We start from the raw sequence: 16,843 nt of genomic DNA on the forward strand, positions 1-16,843 counted from the left end.
CCCGGCTTTAATAAGCAAGCCCCACCCTTGCCTTGACAAACTGGTCAGACTCAAGCTGTTTGAAAAGAAAATGGGCGGTGTCGACGGTCGATATTTCTTTTCCGCCGGCCGGCAGAACATCCTGTTCAAACCGGTATGTCTTCAATGCCGGCCCGTCAGGGAGATATGTCGGGCAGACGATCGTCCAATCCAATTCAGACTCGCGGAGCCGTTCGTACACACGGGCATGTTCTTGCGCTGCGCGCGCCGAGCGCCGTTTTGACTCGTTTGTTTCAAAGCGGTAAAGGGACGGGTTCTGCCTGGCGTTTAAAATGCCGGCGGTTCCGATGGTAATCAGCCGTTTAATCCGGTGTGCGTTCATAGCGTTTATCATATGTTCGATGGAGACGGTCAATGTATCGTCTCCATCTGTGTTTAAACAGCTGACAACGATATCGCAATTTTTTATTAAAGACTCGACGTCATGCTGGTTCCGGGCGTTCCCTGTAAGTGCTTGGCAGCATTTATCCGGAATGCGGGCGCCTTCCGTTCTCCGGACAAGTGCGTAAACGGAATGACGCCCATCCTCTTCAACAAAATTAAGAAAGGCCTGTCCGACACGGCCTGTACCTCCAAAAAGTGCAATTTTCAACATGATCACTCCCATCGGATCTATCATACGTCAGATCGTCCGGAAGAAAAAGCCCCGCGAAAACAAAAAGTTCCATGATAAGGGCGTACATTTGAGACATACTCATTCAATAGAGAAATCCCGACAAATTGAATCAATTCCCAATTGATGCTCAACATCAGCTGCATGCCGACTCCTCCTTTATATCAGCATATGAAAAAAGGAGAAGCGGGTGCGGGCTTTCATGCGCGGGCAGCCGCTCATCATTTTATTCGCGAGAATGAATGACACGTTAAAGAAGGTGCAGGATATGCACCTTCTGTTATCCATGAATATGAAGTTGTTTAAAATTGTTGACCGCCCATAGATGCTTGAGCTTGGGAAACTAAACGTTTTGTAATTTCTCCGCCGACAGAACCGTTTGCACGGGAAGTCGTGTCAGCGCCAAGGTTTACGCCGAACTCAGAAGCGATTTCGAATTTCATTTGTTCGATCGCTTGAGCTGCTCCTGGGACAACCAGTTGATTTGAAGAATTTTGATTAGCCATTTGTATCAAACTCCTTTATAAAAATGGTATGGTTGGGCTGACTGGAATTGCACCAGCTGCCGGCTTTCACCAAAAGAAAACCGCTGCCTTCTCGGCTAAAGCCCAATGTTGGTTTGTACTACGTATTATGGTGGATTCGATAAAATAAATGCATGTTTCAATCTGGTAAATGTTGAAAGGCGAAAAGGCCGGGAATGGGGCAAGCTAAGGAAAAAAGCAGGAGGATGGAGCAGATGATGTGTCCAGTGTGCAATGGCATTCTCGTCCAGCCAAGGCATTGTCCGAAGTGCGGCGGGGAAATGGCGGACGCGGGGAGAGCAACCGATTTTTTCGGTCCGTACAGTCCGTATATGGAGTTCGATTCATTTAAACAAACGCAAACCGTATGCGTTCATTTATATACTTGCCAGGATTGTACTTATGAAGAAACCGTCGAAATTGAAACGACCGAAGCATAGTCGTAGCATGCTTCGGTCATGGAGATTGTTTGAATCCGGGTTATTCTTCAGAGCGGATGCGAAGCTCCGTTTCTTTATCAAAGAAGTGGGCTTTATTCATGTCAAGCGCAAGAGGAAGTGTATCGCCGGCCTGGACGTCGGTCCTTGAATCGACTCTGGCGATGAACGGCTGAGTGCCGGCCTGCGAATAAAGCATTGTTTCCGCGCCCATCAGCTCGGCTACCTCAATTTTCGCATCGATTTTTGAGTCTTTTGACGCATCAATGAAAACAGGCTCGTCATGGATATCCTCAGGCCTGATTCCCATGATGATTTCCTTGCCGGCATAGCCCTGGCTGCGCAGAACTTTCATTTTTCCTTCCGGCACGCGAATCGAAATGCCGTCAAATGTAAACATGTCTTCTTTCAGAGTGCCGGTAAAAAAGTTCATTGCAGGAGACCCGATAAAGCCGCCGACAAAGACATTTTCCGGATTTTCATAGACTTCCTTCGGCGCGCCGACCTGCTGGATGATTCCGTCTTTCATGACGACGAGCCGCGTAGCCATCGTCATCGCTTCAGTCTGGTCGTGGGTGACATAGATGGTCGTCGTCTGCAGGCGCTGATGAAGCTTTGTGATTTCGGCGCGCATTTGTACGCGCAATTTGGCGTCAAGGTTTGATAACGGCTCATCCATCAGAAACACCTTTGCGTCCCGAACGATTGCCCGGCCTAAGGCGACGCGCTGGCGCTGTCCGCCGGAAAGCGCTTTTGGCTTTCTGTCCAAATATTGTTCAAGGCCCAAAATTTTGGCCGCTTCATGGACGCGCCGTTTAATTTCATCCTTCGGAAACTTCCTCAGCTTTAAGCCGAAAGCCATATTGTCATAGACATTCATGTGCGGATAAAGGGCATAGTTTTGGAATACCATCGCAATGTCGCGGTCCTTTGGAGCGACATCATTCATCCGTTTGCCGTCGATTGTGAATTCGCCATCCGTAATTTCCTCAAGGCCTGCGATCATTCTGAGCGTTGTCGACTTGCCGCAGCCTGACGGTCCGACAAAGACGATAAATTCCTTATCATCGATATGAAGATTAAAATTGTCCACAGCCGTGACTTTATTGTCATACACTTTGTATATCTGATCGAGCACGAGTTCCGCCATTTTTTCTCCCCCTCTTTTATGTAAACGCTTTATCTGATTTTAGTTTATAAAAAACGGCAGGGCGGTGTAAATGGACATGGTGCACAATTTCTTTTCGTGCAAGTTGCTAAAGCCGCTAAAGGAGATGCATCATCAAATAAACAGCGGCTGCTTCTTCAAACTGTCTGATGTCGATCGCCGTCCGTTCGATGAATTTATCAATTCTGTACTGCAGGCTGTTTCGATGGATAAACAAACGTTTCGCTGTGAGAGAGGCATTCAGGTTGCATCTCATATACGTTTTGATGGTCAGGGATGTCTCAGGATCAGACAGCGCCTCTCTTACGGCGTCCGAAAACGAAGAAGCATGAACCCGCTCCGGTTTTGCCGTCAAAAAAGACGGGAGGCACTGGCAAAACGTGGCGACGTTTCCGATGTCACCCGCTTCCAGCATATAATGAAACATTTGTTTTTCAAAGCGGATTTTACCTTGAAGCGATCCGTTGACTGGATGAAGCTGGCCGCTGAAAAACACGGGGTTTGCCATGAAATCGCTTGTCAGTGCATGCGCAAGCTCGGACAGCTCTTTTTTTGCGAGAAACGGCGAGGGATTTTCGTGGACGATAACGGCTTCATGCCGGTCGTACCACACAACAAGCGGGTCTTTAAAAAAGCCGCTGACCGCTTCTTTGATCGCCTGTCTTTCTTCAGGGACATGCTCCATTTTAAAAAAATGGCCTTGCATCAGCTGAATGTTCCCCGGGTTTTGAAGGGGGACATCGCGAAAGAAATATTCATGCCATTCTGTCTCCCGCTTTGTCAGCTGCTGTGCGGGATGCGGTTCTGAAAAAGGCCGGAACAGGCAATGGAGCAGCTCTTTTTCCCGGTCGGTGACCGCGCTTTTCAAAACGCCGAAGGTTTCGCCTTCGTCGGTTTGAAACCATATTGCATCGTGTTTTGAAACAGCCTCCGATACAACCATTCGTTCACCGTAAAGCGTCTTTAATTTCTCCAGCATACGACAACGTCCTTTTCTTTATTCGTAAATATGAAAGAGCATTAATTCGTGAATTTCGCTTTTCAGGGAAGGTTCGTCATCGTGCGGGGGATAGGTGCTGCCCCACTCGATTTCCCCTGATTTATGATAGATTCCTTCATAGTGAATCCCTTTATGATAAAACGATATTTTCCAGCCGGGAAGCCTTTCTTTTTTAAACAGCGGCTTCCATTGAAAATGAGAAATCATAAACGCCACGCTCCTTCATTGATTTCAGGTGGGCAAAATCCAGCGAGCTGACTACACGTTGATTTGTTATCATTGTATCTCATTCACAGAAAAGATCATAGATTCTTTTCAAATGGAGCTTTTCAAAAAAATACCGTGAAGAAGCGGGTTCTTCACGGCTTGAGGTCATGCCACATGTCCTCCGGATTAAGGATGGACTGTTCAGTTAAATAAGAAGCATATTCGAAGCTTCTTTTCTTCGTTAAGCGGCTGACAGATGCCAGACGGGGATGGGAGAAGATCCCCCTGCCGGGCCGGGAGTTGGCTTCAAACAGCCACACCTTTCCCGAACGGTCCAATCCGAGGTCAAAGCCGATTTCCCCGATGAAACCGTCAAGCTTTTCGTCAAGGACCCGGCTGAGGAGGAGCGCCGCTTTTGTCAGCTTTTGCAGAATGTGAAGCCTTTCCTGAGGATCATCATAAATCTCTGCGAGCGTTTTGATGACGCCGCCGCTCGACACGTGGGTTGTAATTCCGTCCTTTCCAGCGATTTTGGCCGCGATGGCTGTGACGGTCCAGTGGCCTTTTCCGTTTTTGTTTGTATGAACCCTGAAGTCTGCCGGGTGATGATCCACTTCGATCCGTTCGATGCCCTGCTGGGCGAGATAAGAAGTATGTTTGTGCAGTCTCTGCCATTCATCTAAACATTCAGCAGCAGACGAATAAGATGTGACGCCTTCGGCATGTCTGGCGAGAATGCCGTTTTCTTCCCGTTTTGAAAGCTGGAATATGCCTTTGCCCAGACTGCCGCCGGCGGGCTTTACATAAATGAAGCCGTATTGACCGATCATGTCTTCGATTTTATCGGCATCGGGCTCCAATGCCGAAAATGGAAGCAATTCCGCTGTCCTCTCATCTTGCTGCAGACATTCATAGATCTCCCATTTGTTAAAGAAGCCCGGATTGAACCAGGGAATGCGATATTCATCCATAAGGCGGGTTTTTGTTTCCCGCAGAGCGGCGGATTCTTCGGCTTTGCGGTTCGGCAGTCTGTCGTAAACGACATTGGGAAGGGGGACTGTGGCCTCCTCCCAGCCGTTTTCCCTGAAAATGAGAGCCTGCACCGTGCCTTCTTCCCAATTTATCTGGTGCGCTCCGAACAGATAGCTGTAGCCTCCTGCCGGGAGATCCATCGTCAAAAGCTTCGAAAAAAATAAAGACCTCCCTCTGACAGGATCCAGCTGCGATTTTATGAAACCGGCCGTGAAAATTCCGATTAAAGGTCCGATATAGACGGTATTGTCGCGAAAAATCAGGGAGGCTTTGCCGCGGTACGGAATCCGCAGGTTTTTGTACAGATTTTCAGATAATAAAACAGTGCGCTTCAAATGGCTGTCAAATGAGACGTGGCATCGTTCAACACTTGTACCGAAAGCCGCGAATAACAAACCGTCCTGTTTGAAAGAAGCGGGCAGGAGCATTGTATTTTCGCTCGTCTGGTGGATGCCGACGGTCAGCGGTTGACCGGTCATCTTTTCTCAGCCCCTTTCGCGCCGGCTGAAGCCGTTAAGAATGAGCAGTACTCCAAAGGACCTTTATACAAAAGCTCCCTTTTTTCAGGAGAGTGCTTAATAAAAGCGTGCTTTCCGGGCTTTGAATTGACATCCAGAAGCCAGACTTTTCCGTCTTTCGTCAGGCAGATATCGAGGCCGAGCTCGAATAATGGCCCGTGATTTGATTCAAGCACCAGGGGCACGGCCTGCGCCATTGTCTCTAAATCATCGAGAAGGACGGCCTGGCGCTTTTTCGGCACGGATAAAAGCCAGCTGTCAAAGCTCACCGCCTCAGAGCCCCCGGCCAGGTTTGCCAGCAGTCCGTGCTGATAGCTCCGCCTTACCGTTTTACCGGCTGTTTCCCATTCTCCATTGCCGTTTTTCTGAAGCAGCAGCCTGATATCGCACGGAAAACCGTCTTTGTCTTGAATATCGAGGAACGATTGCAGCAAATAGCGGTGCTGAAGAACTTTTTGGCACCACGTTTCAAATGAAGCCTGTTTCGAAAATGACTTGAGCTGTTTGTGTTTTCCGGTTTGGTAGGCGGCCTTCACCGTTTTTCCCGTAAGCTCGAGGTGAATGATGCCGCGGCCTCCTGATCCGGATGCAGGCTTCAAAATGCACGCTTTTTCTTTTGCAAGCTTGCGCAGGATATCCTGGGCGTTTTCTGCAATCGTTGTGGCAGGAAGGTAGGACTTGATGACGGGATCGGCTTTCAATGCTTTGTAAACCGTCCATTTGTCAGGAAGTCCGAGTCCTAAAAATGTCGTTTTAGGATACTTTTTGAGCCATTCGACAATCGGTTTTGCTTTTTTCGATTGCTGATCTCTGCCGTAAAAGCAGCGGTCATAGATCAATTCCGGGATTTCTCTTTCAATTTCATTCCACTGTCCTGACTTCGGATGAAAGGAGAGCCCTTTCACAAGCATGGAACCGGGGGAAATATCCAGGGGTGTGAACCGGATAAACCGGATTCCATAGTCCGAAGCCATTTTGGCCAGTTCTTCGGCATAGGTTTTTTCATGTTCGTGCGACAGCGACATAAATCCAAGCGTCATCATGATTATACCTCCTTCATGAAAAACAAGGCTTAACAGGCTGAGACTGTCAAACTTCGGGCAAACTTTAATATATAGACTTCTGTTTCATGATACGCTTGAGATTGCAGAAATAGGCTTTTGTAAATTGGAAATGATTAAAAATTTTAGAGCGCCCTTCATACAATTGCCATCTGACCCATTGTATTTTGAAGCGGCTTGCTCCATTCCGTTATTTGCCCGTCTTTTATTCAGCTACTATAATAACGTTAGGCAAGACGGTAATGATCGACCGTAAGGCCCACGCTGTGCAGCTAAGATGTCAGGTAAAAAGGAAGGCAGTTGAAAAGAACATGTATGTATTTGGGGTTTTTGCCGTTATGATTGCAGTCGGTGCACTTATCGGCGCTGTAACGAACCATTTTGCGATTAAAATGCTTTTTCGCCCATATAAAGCGATCTACATATTTGGAAAGCGGGTTCCTTTTACACCCGGATTAATTCCGAAAAGGCGCGATGAATTGGCGAGACAGATGGGACAGATGGTCACAGGCCATCTGCTGACAACAGAAGGGATCAAAAAAAGGCTTGCATCCGATGCGGTTAAAAGCCAGGCGGTGCAGGTTGGGGAGCGGATCTTGGCGCACCTCTCGCAATCAACGGCCACCGTTGAAGAAGCATTGGAAAGCATCGGAATGTCAAATCCCGCCCAAAAAGCGGATCGGGCGGTATCCAGATGGACGGATGAGAAGCTGTCCGCATTGTTAGAGGCGCATGAAAATGAACCGCTGAAAGAGCTTATCCCTCTTGAGGCCCAGGAAAAGCTGAAAGAGAAAATTCCAATGGTGTCCGGTTATATTTTAAGCCGGGCTGTCAGCTACTTTGAAAGCGGCGAAGGAAAGGAACGCCTCGGACATATGATTGACGATTTTTTGAAAGAACGGGGCATGCTCGGCAGCATGGTGCAGATGTTTTTAGGCAACAGCAGTCTGGTTGACCGCGTTCAGCCGGAGATTGTGAAGTTTTTAAAGAACGGCGAGACCGCTCGGCTTTTAACGGATCTTCTTGAAAACGAATGGGACAAGCTGAAAGAATATACGTTCAAGGAAGCGGATGACAAATGGAATGTCAAACCTCTCATTTTCGATTTAAAGGAAAAGCTTTTGAAACGATTCTCGCTTCAGCCGTTTTTCGAAAAAACGATCGGCTCCTCTATTTCCAGTGTTGAGCGGGATATCGCTTTGCGCCTGCCGCAGATCGCCGACCGGCTTCTCGAAGAGGCGGGCCGCCGCCTGGATCAAGTGCTCAAGCAGCTGGAGCTCGAGCAAATCGTCAAGGAACAGGTGGACAACTTCCCCGTTGAACGTCTTGAAGAAATGGTGCTGTCCATTTCCAGGCGGGAGTTCAAAATGATCACGTATTTAGGCGGCCTGCTTGGCGGAATGATCGGAGCCGTGCAAGCCATCTTTGTGATTTTGATCTGAGGCTGAAGACGTCCTGTTCAAACTGAATTATCGTATAACTGTGAAAAACGCTCCATAGTTTGTTATAGTGGAGTGGTGCCGATTCCATAAGAAGAATACAGGCAGGAAAGGAGCGGATCAGGATGACGGTCAATTTACATGACTCGGCTTATGACTTGGGGCAAGCCTTGCGACAAAGCGATGAATATTCCCGATTGAAAAATCTTTATGATGAGGTGAATGGCGACCCATCTGCTAAAAAGATGTTTGATAACTTTCGCGATATTCAAATGAACCTTCAGCAAAAACAGATGAACGGCGAAGACATCACCCAGGAAGAGGTCGAACAAGCGCAAAAATCCGTGGCGCTCGTCCAGCAGCATGATAAAATCTCGCAGCTGATGGAAGCGGAACAGCGGATGAGCATGCTGATTGCTGAATTAAACAAAATCATCATGAAGCCTTTGGAAGAGCTTTACGGAAATCCAGAGAGCTGATAAAAAATCCCCTCTTGTCAAGGCAAGAGGGGATTTTTTCACTAAGTGAACAAATAACGTTCAGAAAGATTTAAAAAAAGACTTGTCAATTCGTGAAATAGTTGCGATAATACTAAATGTAAGTGCTTTCATTTTTTGCCGGGATACGATCATGAAAAACGGACTGGCGGCAAAATGATAAGGGGTATAGAGGAAATTGACAGACTGAAAGCACGTCTGCTGGTCAAATAAAGGGGTTGTCAATATACGGTGAATTGAACGAAAGGGGCGTTGAATTCACTGTTTTGAATATGAGGGAGAATCATGATCGTATCCACAAGATGCGAAGTAAAAAGTCTGTGAACACAGGCTTTTTTTAGTATGTGCATCAAGAGGGCTGTTCTAAAAAAAGGGACCGGGACATATCCTCTATAACAGATTCAGTCATCAAAGAAGGGGGACCTCCTGGTGTCAAAACAAATGCTTGCGCTGAATATAGACGGAACGCTGCTTCGGACAAACGGACGGCTTCATCCCGCAACGAAGGAAGCGATCGAATATGCAAAGAAGAAAGGTGTATATGTGACGCTTGTGACGAACAGACATTTTCGCTCCGCTCAAAAAATCGCCAAATCTTTAAAGCTGGATACGAAGCTGATTACGCACAGCGGAGCGATTATAGCGAACAAAATCGACGATCCTTTATTAGAAAAAAGGATTTCTGAAGAACAGACATTTAACCTTGTTCAAATACTGGAAAGCTATGATTGCAATATTAGAATCCTCCATGAAAAATATTCGATTGGAAACCGGAAAAAAACGAATTCAAACCTGCTGGGGAAAACGATGATTCACCCGTCTGACCCGATTTTTTATCCCGTCCAGTTTGTCGATTCGCTGAGCGACATGCTGATGGATGAACCGGTCAGCGCACCGGTGATCGAGGTTTATTGCTCAACAGGACAGTCCGAAGAAATCAGGCAGACGATCACAAATGCATTTCCTCTCGTCGACATCATTGGAGCGGGGGAAAAAATGCTGATTGTCCATAAAGGGGTTTCGAAAGAAGCGGGTTTGACGATGCTCGCCGCCGACCTCGGTCTAAAAATGGAAGATGTCGTTGCGATCGGCCATGAAATCGACGACCTTCCGATGATCGAGCTTGCCGGACTCGGAGTCGCAATGGGCAATGCCCCTCAGGAAGTCAAACAAAAAGCGGATTGGGTGACGCGCTCCAATGATGAACAGGGCGTCGCTTATATGATTAAAGAATACTTCAGAATGCAGCAAAGCAAAGGGTTTCTTAAAAAATTCCATATTAAAAAAGTCTGAATCTTATAGAATCCCCGCTTTCAACTTGAATGCGGGGATTATTCATTCATCGCTGTCCTGTAGGAATATTGATTTTGCCCATTTATTTTTGTACACTAAAGAAAGTTTTGAAACGAAAAAGGTGATGACATTGCGCATTTATATAGAAGGGCTCCAAGATGAAAGGTTCCAGAGACCGCTGGAGCATATAGCCAACTTATTCTTTGAAGAAAGCGAAGTCGCTTTTGGTGAAGAAGCGCCGGCAGACGTTGCGATCGTTCTCGGCTATAACCGGGAAGAGAACGGCGTCAAGGCTTCGGGTATGATAAAGGATACGGACATTAGAGCGGAATATGCGAAAAACATTGATCCCAAACTGACGGAAAAGGAAGCGTTTAAGCAGGTGAAGAATACCGTTTCCTACGTTTTTTTGAGCATGCTTCAGGAGCATACCGGAATCATTCAGAAATGGGGGATTCTCACCGGTGTTCGCCCGACAAAGCTGCTTCATAAAAAGCTGGAGAGCGGCATGCCAAAGGAAGAGGCACATGCCGAGCTGAAACGGGATTATTTAATTCACGACGAAAAAATCGAACTGATGCAAAACATCATTGACCGTCAGCTGAAAGCGGTACCCGATTTGTATGAGCTGAGTCAAGAGGTCAGCATTTACATCGGCATCCCGTTCTGCCCGACGAAGTGCGCTTACTGTACGTTTCCGGCGTATGCGATCAGAGGACAAGCCGGACGGGTCGGCTCATTTTTGTGGGGGCTTCACTATGAAATGCAAAAAATCGGCGAATGGCTCAAGGAGAACGATGTCAGAATAACGACCGTGTATTTCGGCGGCGGAACGCCGACAAGCATTACCGCTGAAGAAATGGATCTATTGTATGAAGAAATGTACCGTTCATTTCCCGATGTGAAAAACATCCGCGAGGTCACAGTTGAGGCTGGACGGCCCGATACGATCACAGAGGAAAAGCTCGCGGTCTTAAAAAAATGGAACATCGACCGAATCAGCATTAATCCGCAGTCTTACGAGAATGAAACGCTAAAAGCGATCGGACGCCACCATACCGTCGAAGAAACGATCGAAAAGTATCATCTGTCGCGAAATGCCGGCATGTCGAACATCAATATGGATTTGATCATCGGTCTTCCGGGAGAAGGGGTAAAAGAATTCAGACACTCTCTTTCCGAAACCGAAAAATTAATGCCTGAATCATTGACCGTCCATACGCTGTCATTTAAGCGCGCGTCTGAAATGACGAAAAACAAACATAAGTATAAGGTGGCTGACCGCGAGGAGATTGTCGCGATGATGGATGACGCTGTCTCGTGGACGAAACAGCACGGCTACCATCCCTACTATTTGTACAGGCAGAAAAACATTCTCGGCAACCTGGAGAATATAGGCTATTCCCTTCCCGGCCAGGAAAGCATCTATAACATCATGATCATGGAGGAAAAACAGACGATTATCGGGATCGGCTGCGGAGCTGCGAGCAAATTCGTCGATCCGGGAACGGGAAAAATCACGCACTTCTCCAACCCGAAAGACCCGAAAACGTACAATGACAGATTTGAACACTATACAAACGAAAAAATCCGCTACTTGTCTGAGCTTTTTCGGAAGGAGGCAAAAAGCGGTTCTCAACAAGAATAGAAGCTGCTGCCGGTATCGCCGGCAGTTTTTTTATTGCGGAATCAAGTCGGAATCGGCAACAAAAAAAGGTTTTGAAGGACGAAGGTGGAATAGTTTAAACAGTACAAATTGTAAACGTATTCACGGAGGTGCAAGATGGAGTATATCAAATGGAAAGACGAAGACGGGATTTTTGAAATTGTGCTGAATCGCTCTGAGGCGTACAATGCCTTGAATGAAAAAATGCTGGAAGAGCTGAATGAAGCTTTGCGTGTTGCAGAGGAAAGCGAATCGCTGCTTCTCCTTGTGAGAGGCAGCGGCAAAGGATTTTCGGCAGGCGGAGACATTAAGATGATGCTGTCTTCCGGAGATCAAGACAGCTCGGCCCGCGTCATTGACACAATTTCTGAAATTGCGGTGAAGCTTTACAGCATGCCGAAGATGACGACAGCGGCTGTCCACGGGGCGGCCGCGGGTCTGGGATTGAGCCTCGCGCTCAGCTGCGATCATGTACTGGTCGAAAAAGAGGCGAAGCTGGCGATGAATTTTATCGGCATCGGGCTTGTTCCCGATGGAGGCGGACATTTCTTTTTAGAGCGGAGAGTCGGTGAAACTGCGGCCAAAGAATTGATTTGGAGCGGGAAAAAATTGACGGGGGCCGAAGCGCACGAGCTTCGGATCGCAGACGCCGTATTCAGCGGGGACTCCGGCCGTTTTGCGCGCATCTATCTTGAAAAGCTTCTGCACGCTCCGCTGGCAGCGATGATTGAAACAAAAAAGATTTATCAGGCGCTGAATGGCGGCAGGCTGCAAAAAACGCTTGAACTCGAGAAAACGGCCCAGATGAAAATGAGGCTGACAAGCGACCATCAGGAAGGGATCCGCGCATTTTTAGAAAAGCGCCAGCCGCAATTTAACCGTCAGCAAGTATAACAAGCGCGGCCCGGCAGGGAAATTGACCTTGGGAAATGATGTGCAGAAGCAATTGTAAAAAAATTTAAGTTTCTATAAAATGATTCATAAGACACAGGTCTGTTGCTCTCAGGCAAGACGAAAAATCAAAAGGGGAGATGCGTTGTATGAAAGCTAAACTGTTGTTCGCCATGGTGTCGCTGGCTGTTGTGTTAACGTCTTCAAGCTTTTTGGCAGATGCGGGGAAAGCCCCTTCCTTGTATGCGGACAAAATGATTACGACTGACAAGGAGGCTCGAGTTTAAGGACATGATTTCATCTGAGAATAAGCGGGCTGACGCAGCGAAAGAATGGACGATGTATATTACAGTTTCTTGCCTTTTCATCTTGATCTTCTCTGTGATTGGTTTTTTCGCTCCGGCCTACAGCTTGCAGGATCTGCTGTTTCGACTGTTTGATGCCGTCATCATCTGTGTGCTGGCGGTCAATGGCCTTTATTTTCTGCGAAAAAATAAAGGCGTCGCATGCTTATCGTTTTTACTCTGTTTCATCAACGTGGGACTGCTCATTGTTATGATGATCCACTAGTGTTTGGCGGTTTAAAGGGCAGGCGGCAGCGGGAGACCTTCCCCAACAGCGCCGCCTTACCCCGTATTTTATTCAGCTGCGGAAAACAATGATTTTACCGGACGAATGGACTACCCGGTGTGTATGCTCCAAAAATTGCTTTTCCTTCAGGATTCCTCTTCCTTTCTCTTTCGCTTCTTCATGATCGGCCGCTTCAAATCGCTCATTCAAAAGCGTTTCTCCACTAGTGTCGAAAACGGTTACATGATAATTTTCCATTTCTCTTCCCCTTTCTCAAAATATGATCTATTTGTTTAAAATTATATAAAAATCAAAAAAATCCTTTTTAAAATGGTATGACTAACGTATGATTGTAAATTGGAAGGAGGAGTTATTATGCTCAAAATCGATCACGTCACGAAAAGATTCGGTTCATTTACAGCTGTAAACGATCTGACGCTGGAGATACCAGACAAGCAAATGTTCGGTCTGCTCGGCGCCAACGGAGCAGGGAAAACGACGACATTCCGAATGATATTAGGCCTTTTGAATGCGACAGAGGGTACTGTCACATGGAAAGGACAGCCGATTAACTACGGTGTCACAAACAGCATCGGCTATTTGCCCGAAGAGCGCGGACTGTATCCGAAGCTGAAGGTGAAAGATCAGCTCATATATCTCGGTCGCCTGAAAGGCATGACAAAGCAAAATGCGCTCAAGGAAATGGAGAAGTGGCTCGAACGGTTCCACATTACGGAATACGCCGACAAAAAGGTTGAGGAGCTATCCAAAGGGAACCAGCAAAAAATTCAATTCATCACGGCCGTGCTGCACAAGCCGGAGCTTTTGATTCTTGACGAGCCGTTCAGCGGTCTCGATCCGGTGAATGTCGAGCTTTTAAAAGATGCGGTCATTTCTTTGAAAGACGACGGCACCTCGATTGTATTTTCAAGCCACAGGATGGAGCATGTCGAAGAGCTGTGCGAACACGTCTGCATCTTGCAGCGCGGGACGCCTGTCGTTCAAGGGAAATTAAAAGAAATCAAACGTTCTTTTGGCAGAAAGAATGTCACGATTCACGCAGACGGCGACTTGAGCTTCTTGAAAGAGGCGGACGGCATCGTCAAATGGCGGGATCATTCCGAAGGAGTCCGCCTGCAGGTCGAGAATGAAGAAGTCTCTCAAGAGCTGTTTACAATGCTTCAAGGACGCGGGTTTATCAGAAAGTTTGAACTTGAAGAGCCTTCTTTGCATGATATTTTCGTCGAAAAGGTAGGTGCCCGTTATGAATAAGTTTTGGATTGTTCTTTTTCATACATATCTCAGCAAGCTGAAAACGAAGTCGTTCATCATTTCAACGGCGATCACGCTTGCGCTTGTCGTGCTCGTCACAAATCTGGGATCGATTATTTCCATGTTTGATGACGGCGGAGAGGGTGATAAAATCGCCGTCATTGACCGCTCAAATCAGCTGTACGACACGTTTGCCCAGCAAGTGAAAGCACTCGACACTGATGAAGCGCTGGAAGTCGAGAAAGCGGATAAGCCGGAAAAAGAGCTTGAAAAAGACGTCAGAGACGAAAAGCTCGAAGGCATTTTAATCCTGGACAGAGATAAAAAAGGCGTGCTGAAGGGAACATATAAAGCGCTCGATATCGCTGATTCCACAGCTGTCTCCACGATTGAACAGGCGCTCTCACAAGCAAAGATCGCCGTTGGTACGGCTGAATTGAACGTACCACAGGAAAAGCTGAGTGAACTGTTTACACCGGTAAAAGTCAACAGTGTCGCCTTGAAAGAAGGCGCGAAAACCGAGGAAGAGCTTCAAAAGGCGACAGGGCTTGTCTATGTTGTGCTGTTTGTCATCTATTTTTCCGTTTTGATGTACGCGTCAATGATCGCGACAGAAGTTGCAACGGAAAAGTCTTCCCGCGTAATGGAAATTTTAATTTCCAGCGTGCCGCCTGTCCAGCAAATGTTCGCCAAACTGTTCGGCGTCGCCCTGTTGGGCCTGACACAGCTTGCCGCGCTCCTTCTTGCCGGCTACCTGTCGCTTCAGTCCAGCCAGGAAAGCGGAGGGGATGCGGCTCAGCTGATTAAAGGATTTTTTGACGTTTCCGGCGTACCTACTGCAACGCTTGTGTACGCGGTCATTTTCTTGATGCTCGGCTACTTCCTCTACGCAACTCTTGCGGCATTTCTCGGAAGCGTCGTCAGCCGGATTGAAGATGTTCAGCAAATGATTTCGCCGATGATTCTGTTGGTCGTCGCCGGATTCATGATTGCCATGTTCGGACTGAATGCTCCGGATTCGACGTTTATTACCGTCACTTCATTCATTCCGTTCTTTGCGCCGATGATCATGTTCCTCAGAGTCGGCGTGCTTGATATTCCGTTTTGGGAAGCGGCGCTCGGCATCGGCATTACCGCACTCACCATTGTGATTCTCGCCGTCATCGGGGCGAGGGTGTATAAAGGCGGCGTGCTCATGTACACGAGCGGCGGCGGATTGAAAAATATTAAACAGGCGCTTCGTCTGTCAAAAGATCGATAATGAAAGAGAAAAGCAGCTTGAAAGAAAAGCTGCTTTTTTCGCGCAAAGAGTAGAACGTGCATTCGCTTTCAACCCGTGATAGAATGGGAGCAGAATATTTTATGAAAAGGAGCAGAAGATTGACAAACATCACTTTCATTCATGCGGCCGATCTGCACCTGGACAGTCCGTTTCACGGCATCAGCCGGCTACCCGAAGAGGTTTACCGGCGGATCAAAAACAGCACATTTAAAAGCGCTGAAAATGTGTTTAAGCTTGCGATTGATGAACAGGCCGACTTCATTTTGCTTGCCGGCGATCTTTTCGACGAAGCAAACCGCAGTTTAAAAGCACAGATGTTTTTGAGAAAGCAATTTTTAAAGCTGAAAGAGAACAACATCCAAGTCTATGTGATTTTTGGCAATCACGATCATCTGGGCGGCGATTGGACGCCGATTGAATGGCCGGACAACGTCCACATTTTCTCGTCGGAAGACATTGAAGAAAAATCGTTTTACAAAGACGGCCGGCTCGCCGCAAGCATCTACGGGTACAGCTATCCCGAGCGCTCTGTTTTTGCCAATAAGGCTGCCGAAATCAAAAAAACGACCGACGCGCCCTTGCATATCGGCATGATTCACGGGACGCTTTCCGGGGAGAGCGGCCATGATCCGTACTGTCCTTTTTCCCTTCAAGATTTAAAAAACGGCCGGATGGATTACTGGGCGCTTGGCCATATACATAAAAGACAGGTCATTTCAGCCTCCGACCCGGCGGTGATTTATCCGGGAAACACGCAATCACGGCACATGAAGGAAACGGGGGAGAAAGGCTGCTATCTCGTCAATGTTTGCGGCGGAGAACTGTCTTTCGAATTTAAAGCCTTATCGGATGTTCTGTGGGAAACGGCCAGCATCGATATCTCCGGGACAAAGCAGATGACAGAGCTGATCAGCCTGATGCAGGATGCCCTGCAATCTTTCAGAAACAGAGGCAAGCCCGCATGCGTCAAGATGGTATTGAAAGGAGAAACACCCTCTTATTTGGCGGAAGGACAGGCCGGCATTGCGGACGAGATCCTTGACATCTTCCATGAAGAAGAGCGGGAAGAAGACGCGTTCATCTGGCTTACCGCGATCGAAGATCAAACAGATGCCGCCTTGTCTGGAATCGAACGGGACGCTTTTTTCCAGGAGCTTTTACAAGAAATGCAGGAATTTCAGGATTTCAGCCTGATTTTTGACGATTTGGAGCGGCATCCGGTTTTTAGAAGGCACGGAGACCGGTTTAATGAAGAAGACTTTCGGGACATTCGCGCGCAGGCGGAAAAACTGCTGCTTCATGAACTGAAGACATTGAAAAGATAAAGGAGGATG

The 16,843-nt window shown here is 47.5% G+C and carries 20 protein-coding genes and 1 tRNA gene; 11 read left to right on the forward strand and 10 right to left on the reverse strand.

All coding sequences use genetic code 11. The features are described 5' to 3' along the window. Positions 1-7 precede the first annotated feature (7 nt). The 4 genes from MST20_RS00715 to MST20_RS00730 all read right to left on the reverse strand — a co-directional run bounded on the left by MST20_RS00715 (position 8) and on the right by MST20_RS00730 (position 1,263). Entirely contained in the window at positions 8-634 is a 627-nt protein-coding gene (locus MST20_RS00715; RefSeq protein WP_243941113.1) for an NAD(P)-dependent oxidoreductase, read from the reverse strand. A gap of 20 nt (positions 635-654) precedes the next feature. Beyond that, positions 655-798, reverse strand: coding sequence for a hypothetical protein (locus tag MST20_RS00720; protein WP_020450769.1), 144 nt, complete (start codon positions 796-798; stop codon positions 655-657). Between the two features lie 156 nt (positions 799-954). Continuing rightward, the gene (locus tag MST20_RS00725) at positions 955-1,158 is read right to left on the reverse strand and encodes an alpha/beta-type small acid-soluble spore protein (RefSeq protein ID WP_020450770.1); all 204 of its coding nucleotides are present in this window, start codon (positions 1,156-1,158) and stop codon (positions 955-957) included. A 29-nt stretch (positions 1,159-1,187) separates the two neighbouring features. Then, a tRNA-OTHER gene (locus MST20_RS00730) sits at positions 1,188-1,263 on the reverse strand. 128 nt (positions 1,264-1,391) lie between these two features. On the opposite strand from MST20_RS00730, the gene MST20_RS00735 reads away from it, so the two are divergent. Then, complete coding sequence (locus MST20_RS00735) at positions 1,392-1,616, forward strand: hypothetical protein (RefSeq protein ID WP_065643319.1); 225 nt, start codon at positions 1,392-1,394, stop codon at positions 1,614-1,616. A 40-nt stretch (positions 1,617-1,656) separates the two neighbouring features. Here MST20_RS00735 and MST20_RS00740 read toward each other — a convergent pair whose 3' ends face one another. The 5 genes from MST20_RS00740 to MST20_RS00760 form a co-directional block, all read right to left on the reverse strand. Beyond that, positions 1,657-2,763 (reverse strand): ABC transporter ATP-binding protein, encoded by a 1,107-nt coding sequence (locus MST20_RS00740; protein WP_059231197.1) that lies wholly within the window; start codon positions 2,761-2,763, stop codon positions 1,657-1,659. Between the two features lie 115 nt (positions 2,764-2,878). Then, positions 2,879-3,760 carry a helix-turn-helix domain-containing protein gene (locus tag MST20_RS00745; protein WP_065643320.1) on the reverse strand — a complete coding sequence of 294 codons (882 nt, stop codon included), beginning with the start codon at positions 3,758-3,760 and terminating at the stop codon, positions 2,879-2,881. A gap of 18 nt (positions 3,761-3,778) precedes the next feature. Further along, positions 3,779-3,997, reverse strand: coding sequence for a YheE family protein (locus MST20_RS00750; RefSeq protein ID WP_171866274.1), 219 nt, complete (start codon positions 3,995-3,997; stop codon positions 3,779-3,781). 143 nt (positions 3,998-4,140) lie between these two features. Next, a complete protein-coding gene (locus MST20_RS00755) occupies positions 4,141-5,499 on the reverse strand; it encodes a YheC/YheD family endospore coat-associated protein (protein ID WP_065643321.1) in 1,359 nt (452 codons plus the stop codon). Beyond that, the gene (locus tag MST20_RS00760) at positions 5,496-6,581 is read right to left on the reverse strand and encodes a YheC/YheD family endospore coat-associated protein (protein ID WP_243939391.1); all 1,086 of its coding nucleotides are present in this window, start codon (positions 6,579-6,581) and stop codon (positions 5,496-5,498) included. Before MST20_RS00760 ends, MST20_RS00755 begins: the two co-directional genes overlap by 4 nt. A 329-nt stretch (positions 6,582-6,910) precedes the next feature. Here MST20_RS00760 and MST20_RS00765 point away from each other — a divergent pair, with 329 nt between their 5' ends. The 7 genes from MST20_RS00765 (at position 6,911) to MST20_RS00795 (ending at position 12,955) form a co-directional block, all read left to right on the forward strand. After that, positions 6,911-8,041: a DUF445 domain-containing protein gene (locus tag MST20_RS00765; protein WP_065643323.1), complete on the forward strand. Its 1,131-nt coding sequence runs from the start codon at positions 6,911-6,913 to the stop codon at positions 8,039-8,041. 122 nt (positions 8,042-8,163) lie between these two features. Continuing rightward, positions 8,164-8,517, forward strand: coding sequence for a YlbF/YmcA family competence regulator (locus MST20_RS00770; protein ID WP_016886435.1), 354 nt, complete (start codon positions 8,164-8,166; stop codon positions 8,515-8,517). 447 nt (positions 8,518-8,964) lie between these two features. After that, positions 8,965-9,828 carry a Cof-type HAD-IIB family hydrolase gene (locus MST20_RS00775; RefSeq protein WP_243939392.1) on the forward strand — a complete coding sequence of 288 codons (864 nt, stop codon included), beginning with the start codon at positions 8,965-8,967 and terminating at the stop codon, positions 9,826-9,828. A gap of 130 nt (positions 9,829-9,958) precedes the next feature. Then, the gene (locus tag MST20_RS00780) at positions 9,959-11,476 is read left to right on the forward strand and encodes a coproporphyrinogen III oxidase (RefSeq protein ID WP_243939394.1); all 1,518 of its coding nucleotides are present in this window, start codon (positions 9,959-9,961) and stop codon (positions 11,474-11,476) included. A 135-nt stretch (positions 11,477-11,611) separates the two neighbouring features. Further along, entirely contained in the window at positions 11,612-12,388 is a 777-nt protein-coding gene (locus MST20_RS00785; RefSeq protein WP_243939396.1) for an enoyl-CoA hydratase, read from the forward strand. Between the two features lie 146 nt (positions 12,389-12,534). Continuing rightward, the gene (locus MST20_RS00790; protein WP_243939397.1) at positions 12,535-12,672 is read left to right on the forward strand and encodes a hypothetical protein; all 138 of its coding nucleotides are present in this window, start codon (positions 12,535-12,537) and stop codon (positions 12,670-12,672) included. Positions 12,673-12,676: 4 nt separating this feature from the next. Continuing rightward, a complete protein-coding gene (locus tag MST20_RS00795; protein WP_243939398.1) occupies positions 12,677-12,955 on the forward strand; it encodes a hypothetical protein in 279 nt (92 codons plus the stop codon). Between the two features lie 72 nt (positions 12,956-13,027). On the opposite strand, the gene MST20_RS00800 is transcribed toward MST20_RS00795, so the two are convergent. Then, positions 13,028-13,213 carry a YhzD family protein gene (locus tag MST20_RS00800; protein ID WP_065643325.1) on the reverse strand — a complete coding sequence of 62 codons (186 nt, stop codon included), beginning with the start codon at positions 13,211-13,213 and terminating at the stop codon, positions 13,028-13,030. 117 nt (positions 13,214-13,330) lie between these two features. Between MST20_RS00800 and MST20_RS00805 the strand changes: the two genes are divergently transcribed. The 3 genes from MST20_RS00805 (at position 13,331) to MST20_RS00815 (ending at position 16,834) form a co-directional block, all read left to right on the forward strand. Continuing rightward, complete coding sequence (locus MST20_RS00805; protein ID WP_065643326.1) at positions 13,331-14,227, forward strand: ABC transporter ATP-binding protein; 897 nt, start codon at positions 13,331-13,333, stop codon at positions 14,225-14,227. Next, on the forward strand, positions 14,220-15,488 hold the full coding sequence (locus MST20_RS00810) for an ABC transporter permease (RefSeq protein WP_243939399.1): 1,269 nt from the start codon (positions 14,220-14,222) through the stop codon (positions 15,486-15,488). Before MST20_RS00805 ends, MST20_RS00810 begins: the two co-directional genes overlap by 8 nt. 119 nt (positions 15,489-15,607) lie before the next feature. Continuing rightward, a complete protein-coding gene (locus tag MST20_RS00815) occupies positions 15,608-16,834 on the forward strand; it encodes a metallophosphoesterase family protein (protein ID WP_243939400.1) in 1,227 nt (408 codons plus the stop codon). Positions 16,835-16,843 lie beyond the last annotated feature (9 nt).

The sequence above is a fragment of the Bacillus sp. B19-2 genome (assembly GCF_022832475.1).
Classification (GTDB): Bacteria; Bacillota; Bacilli; order Bacillales; family Bacillaceae; genus Bacillus; species Bacillus paralicheniformis.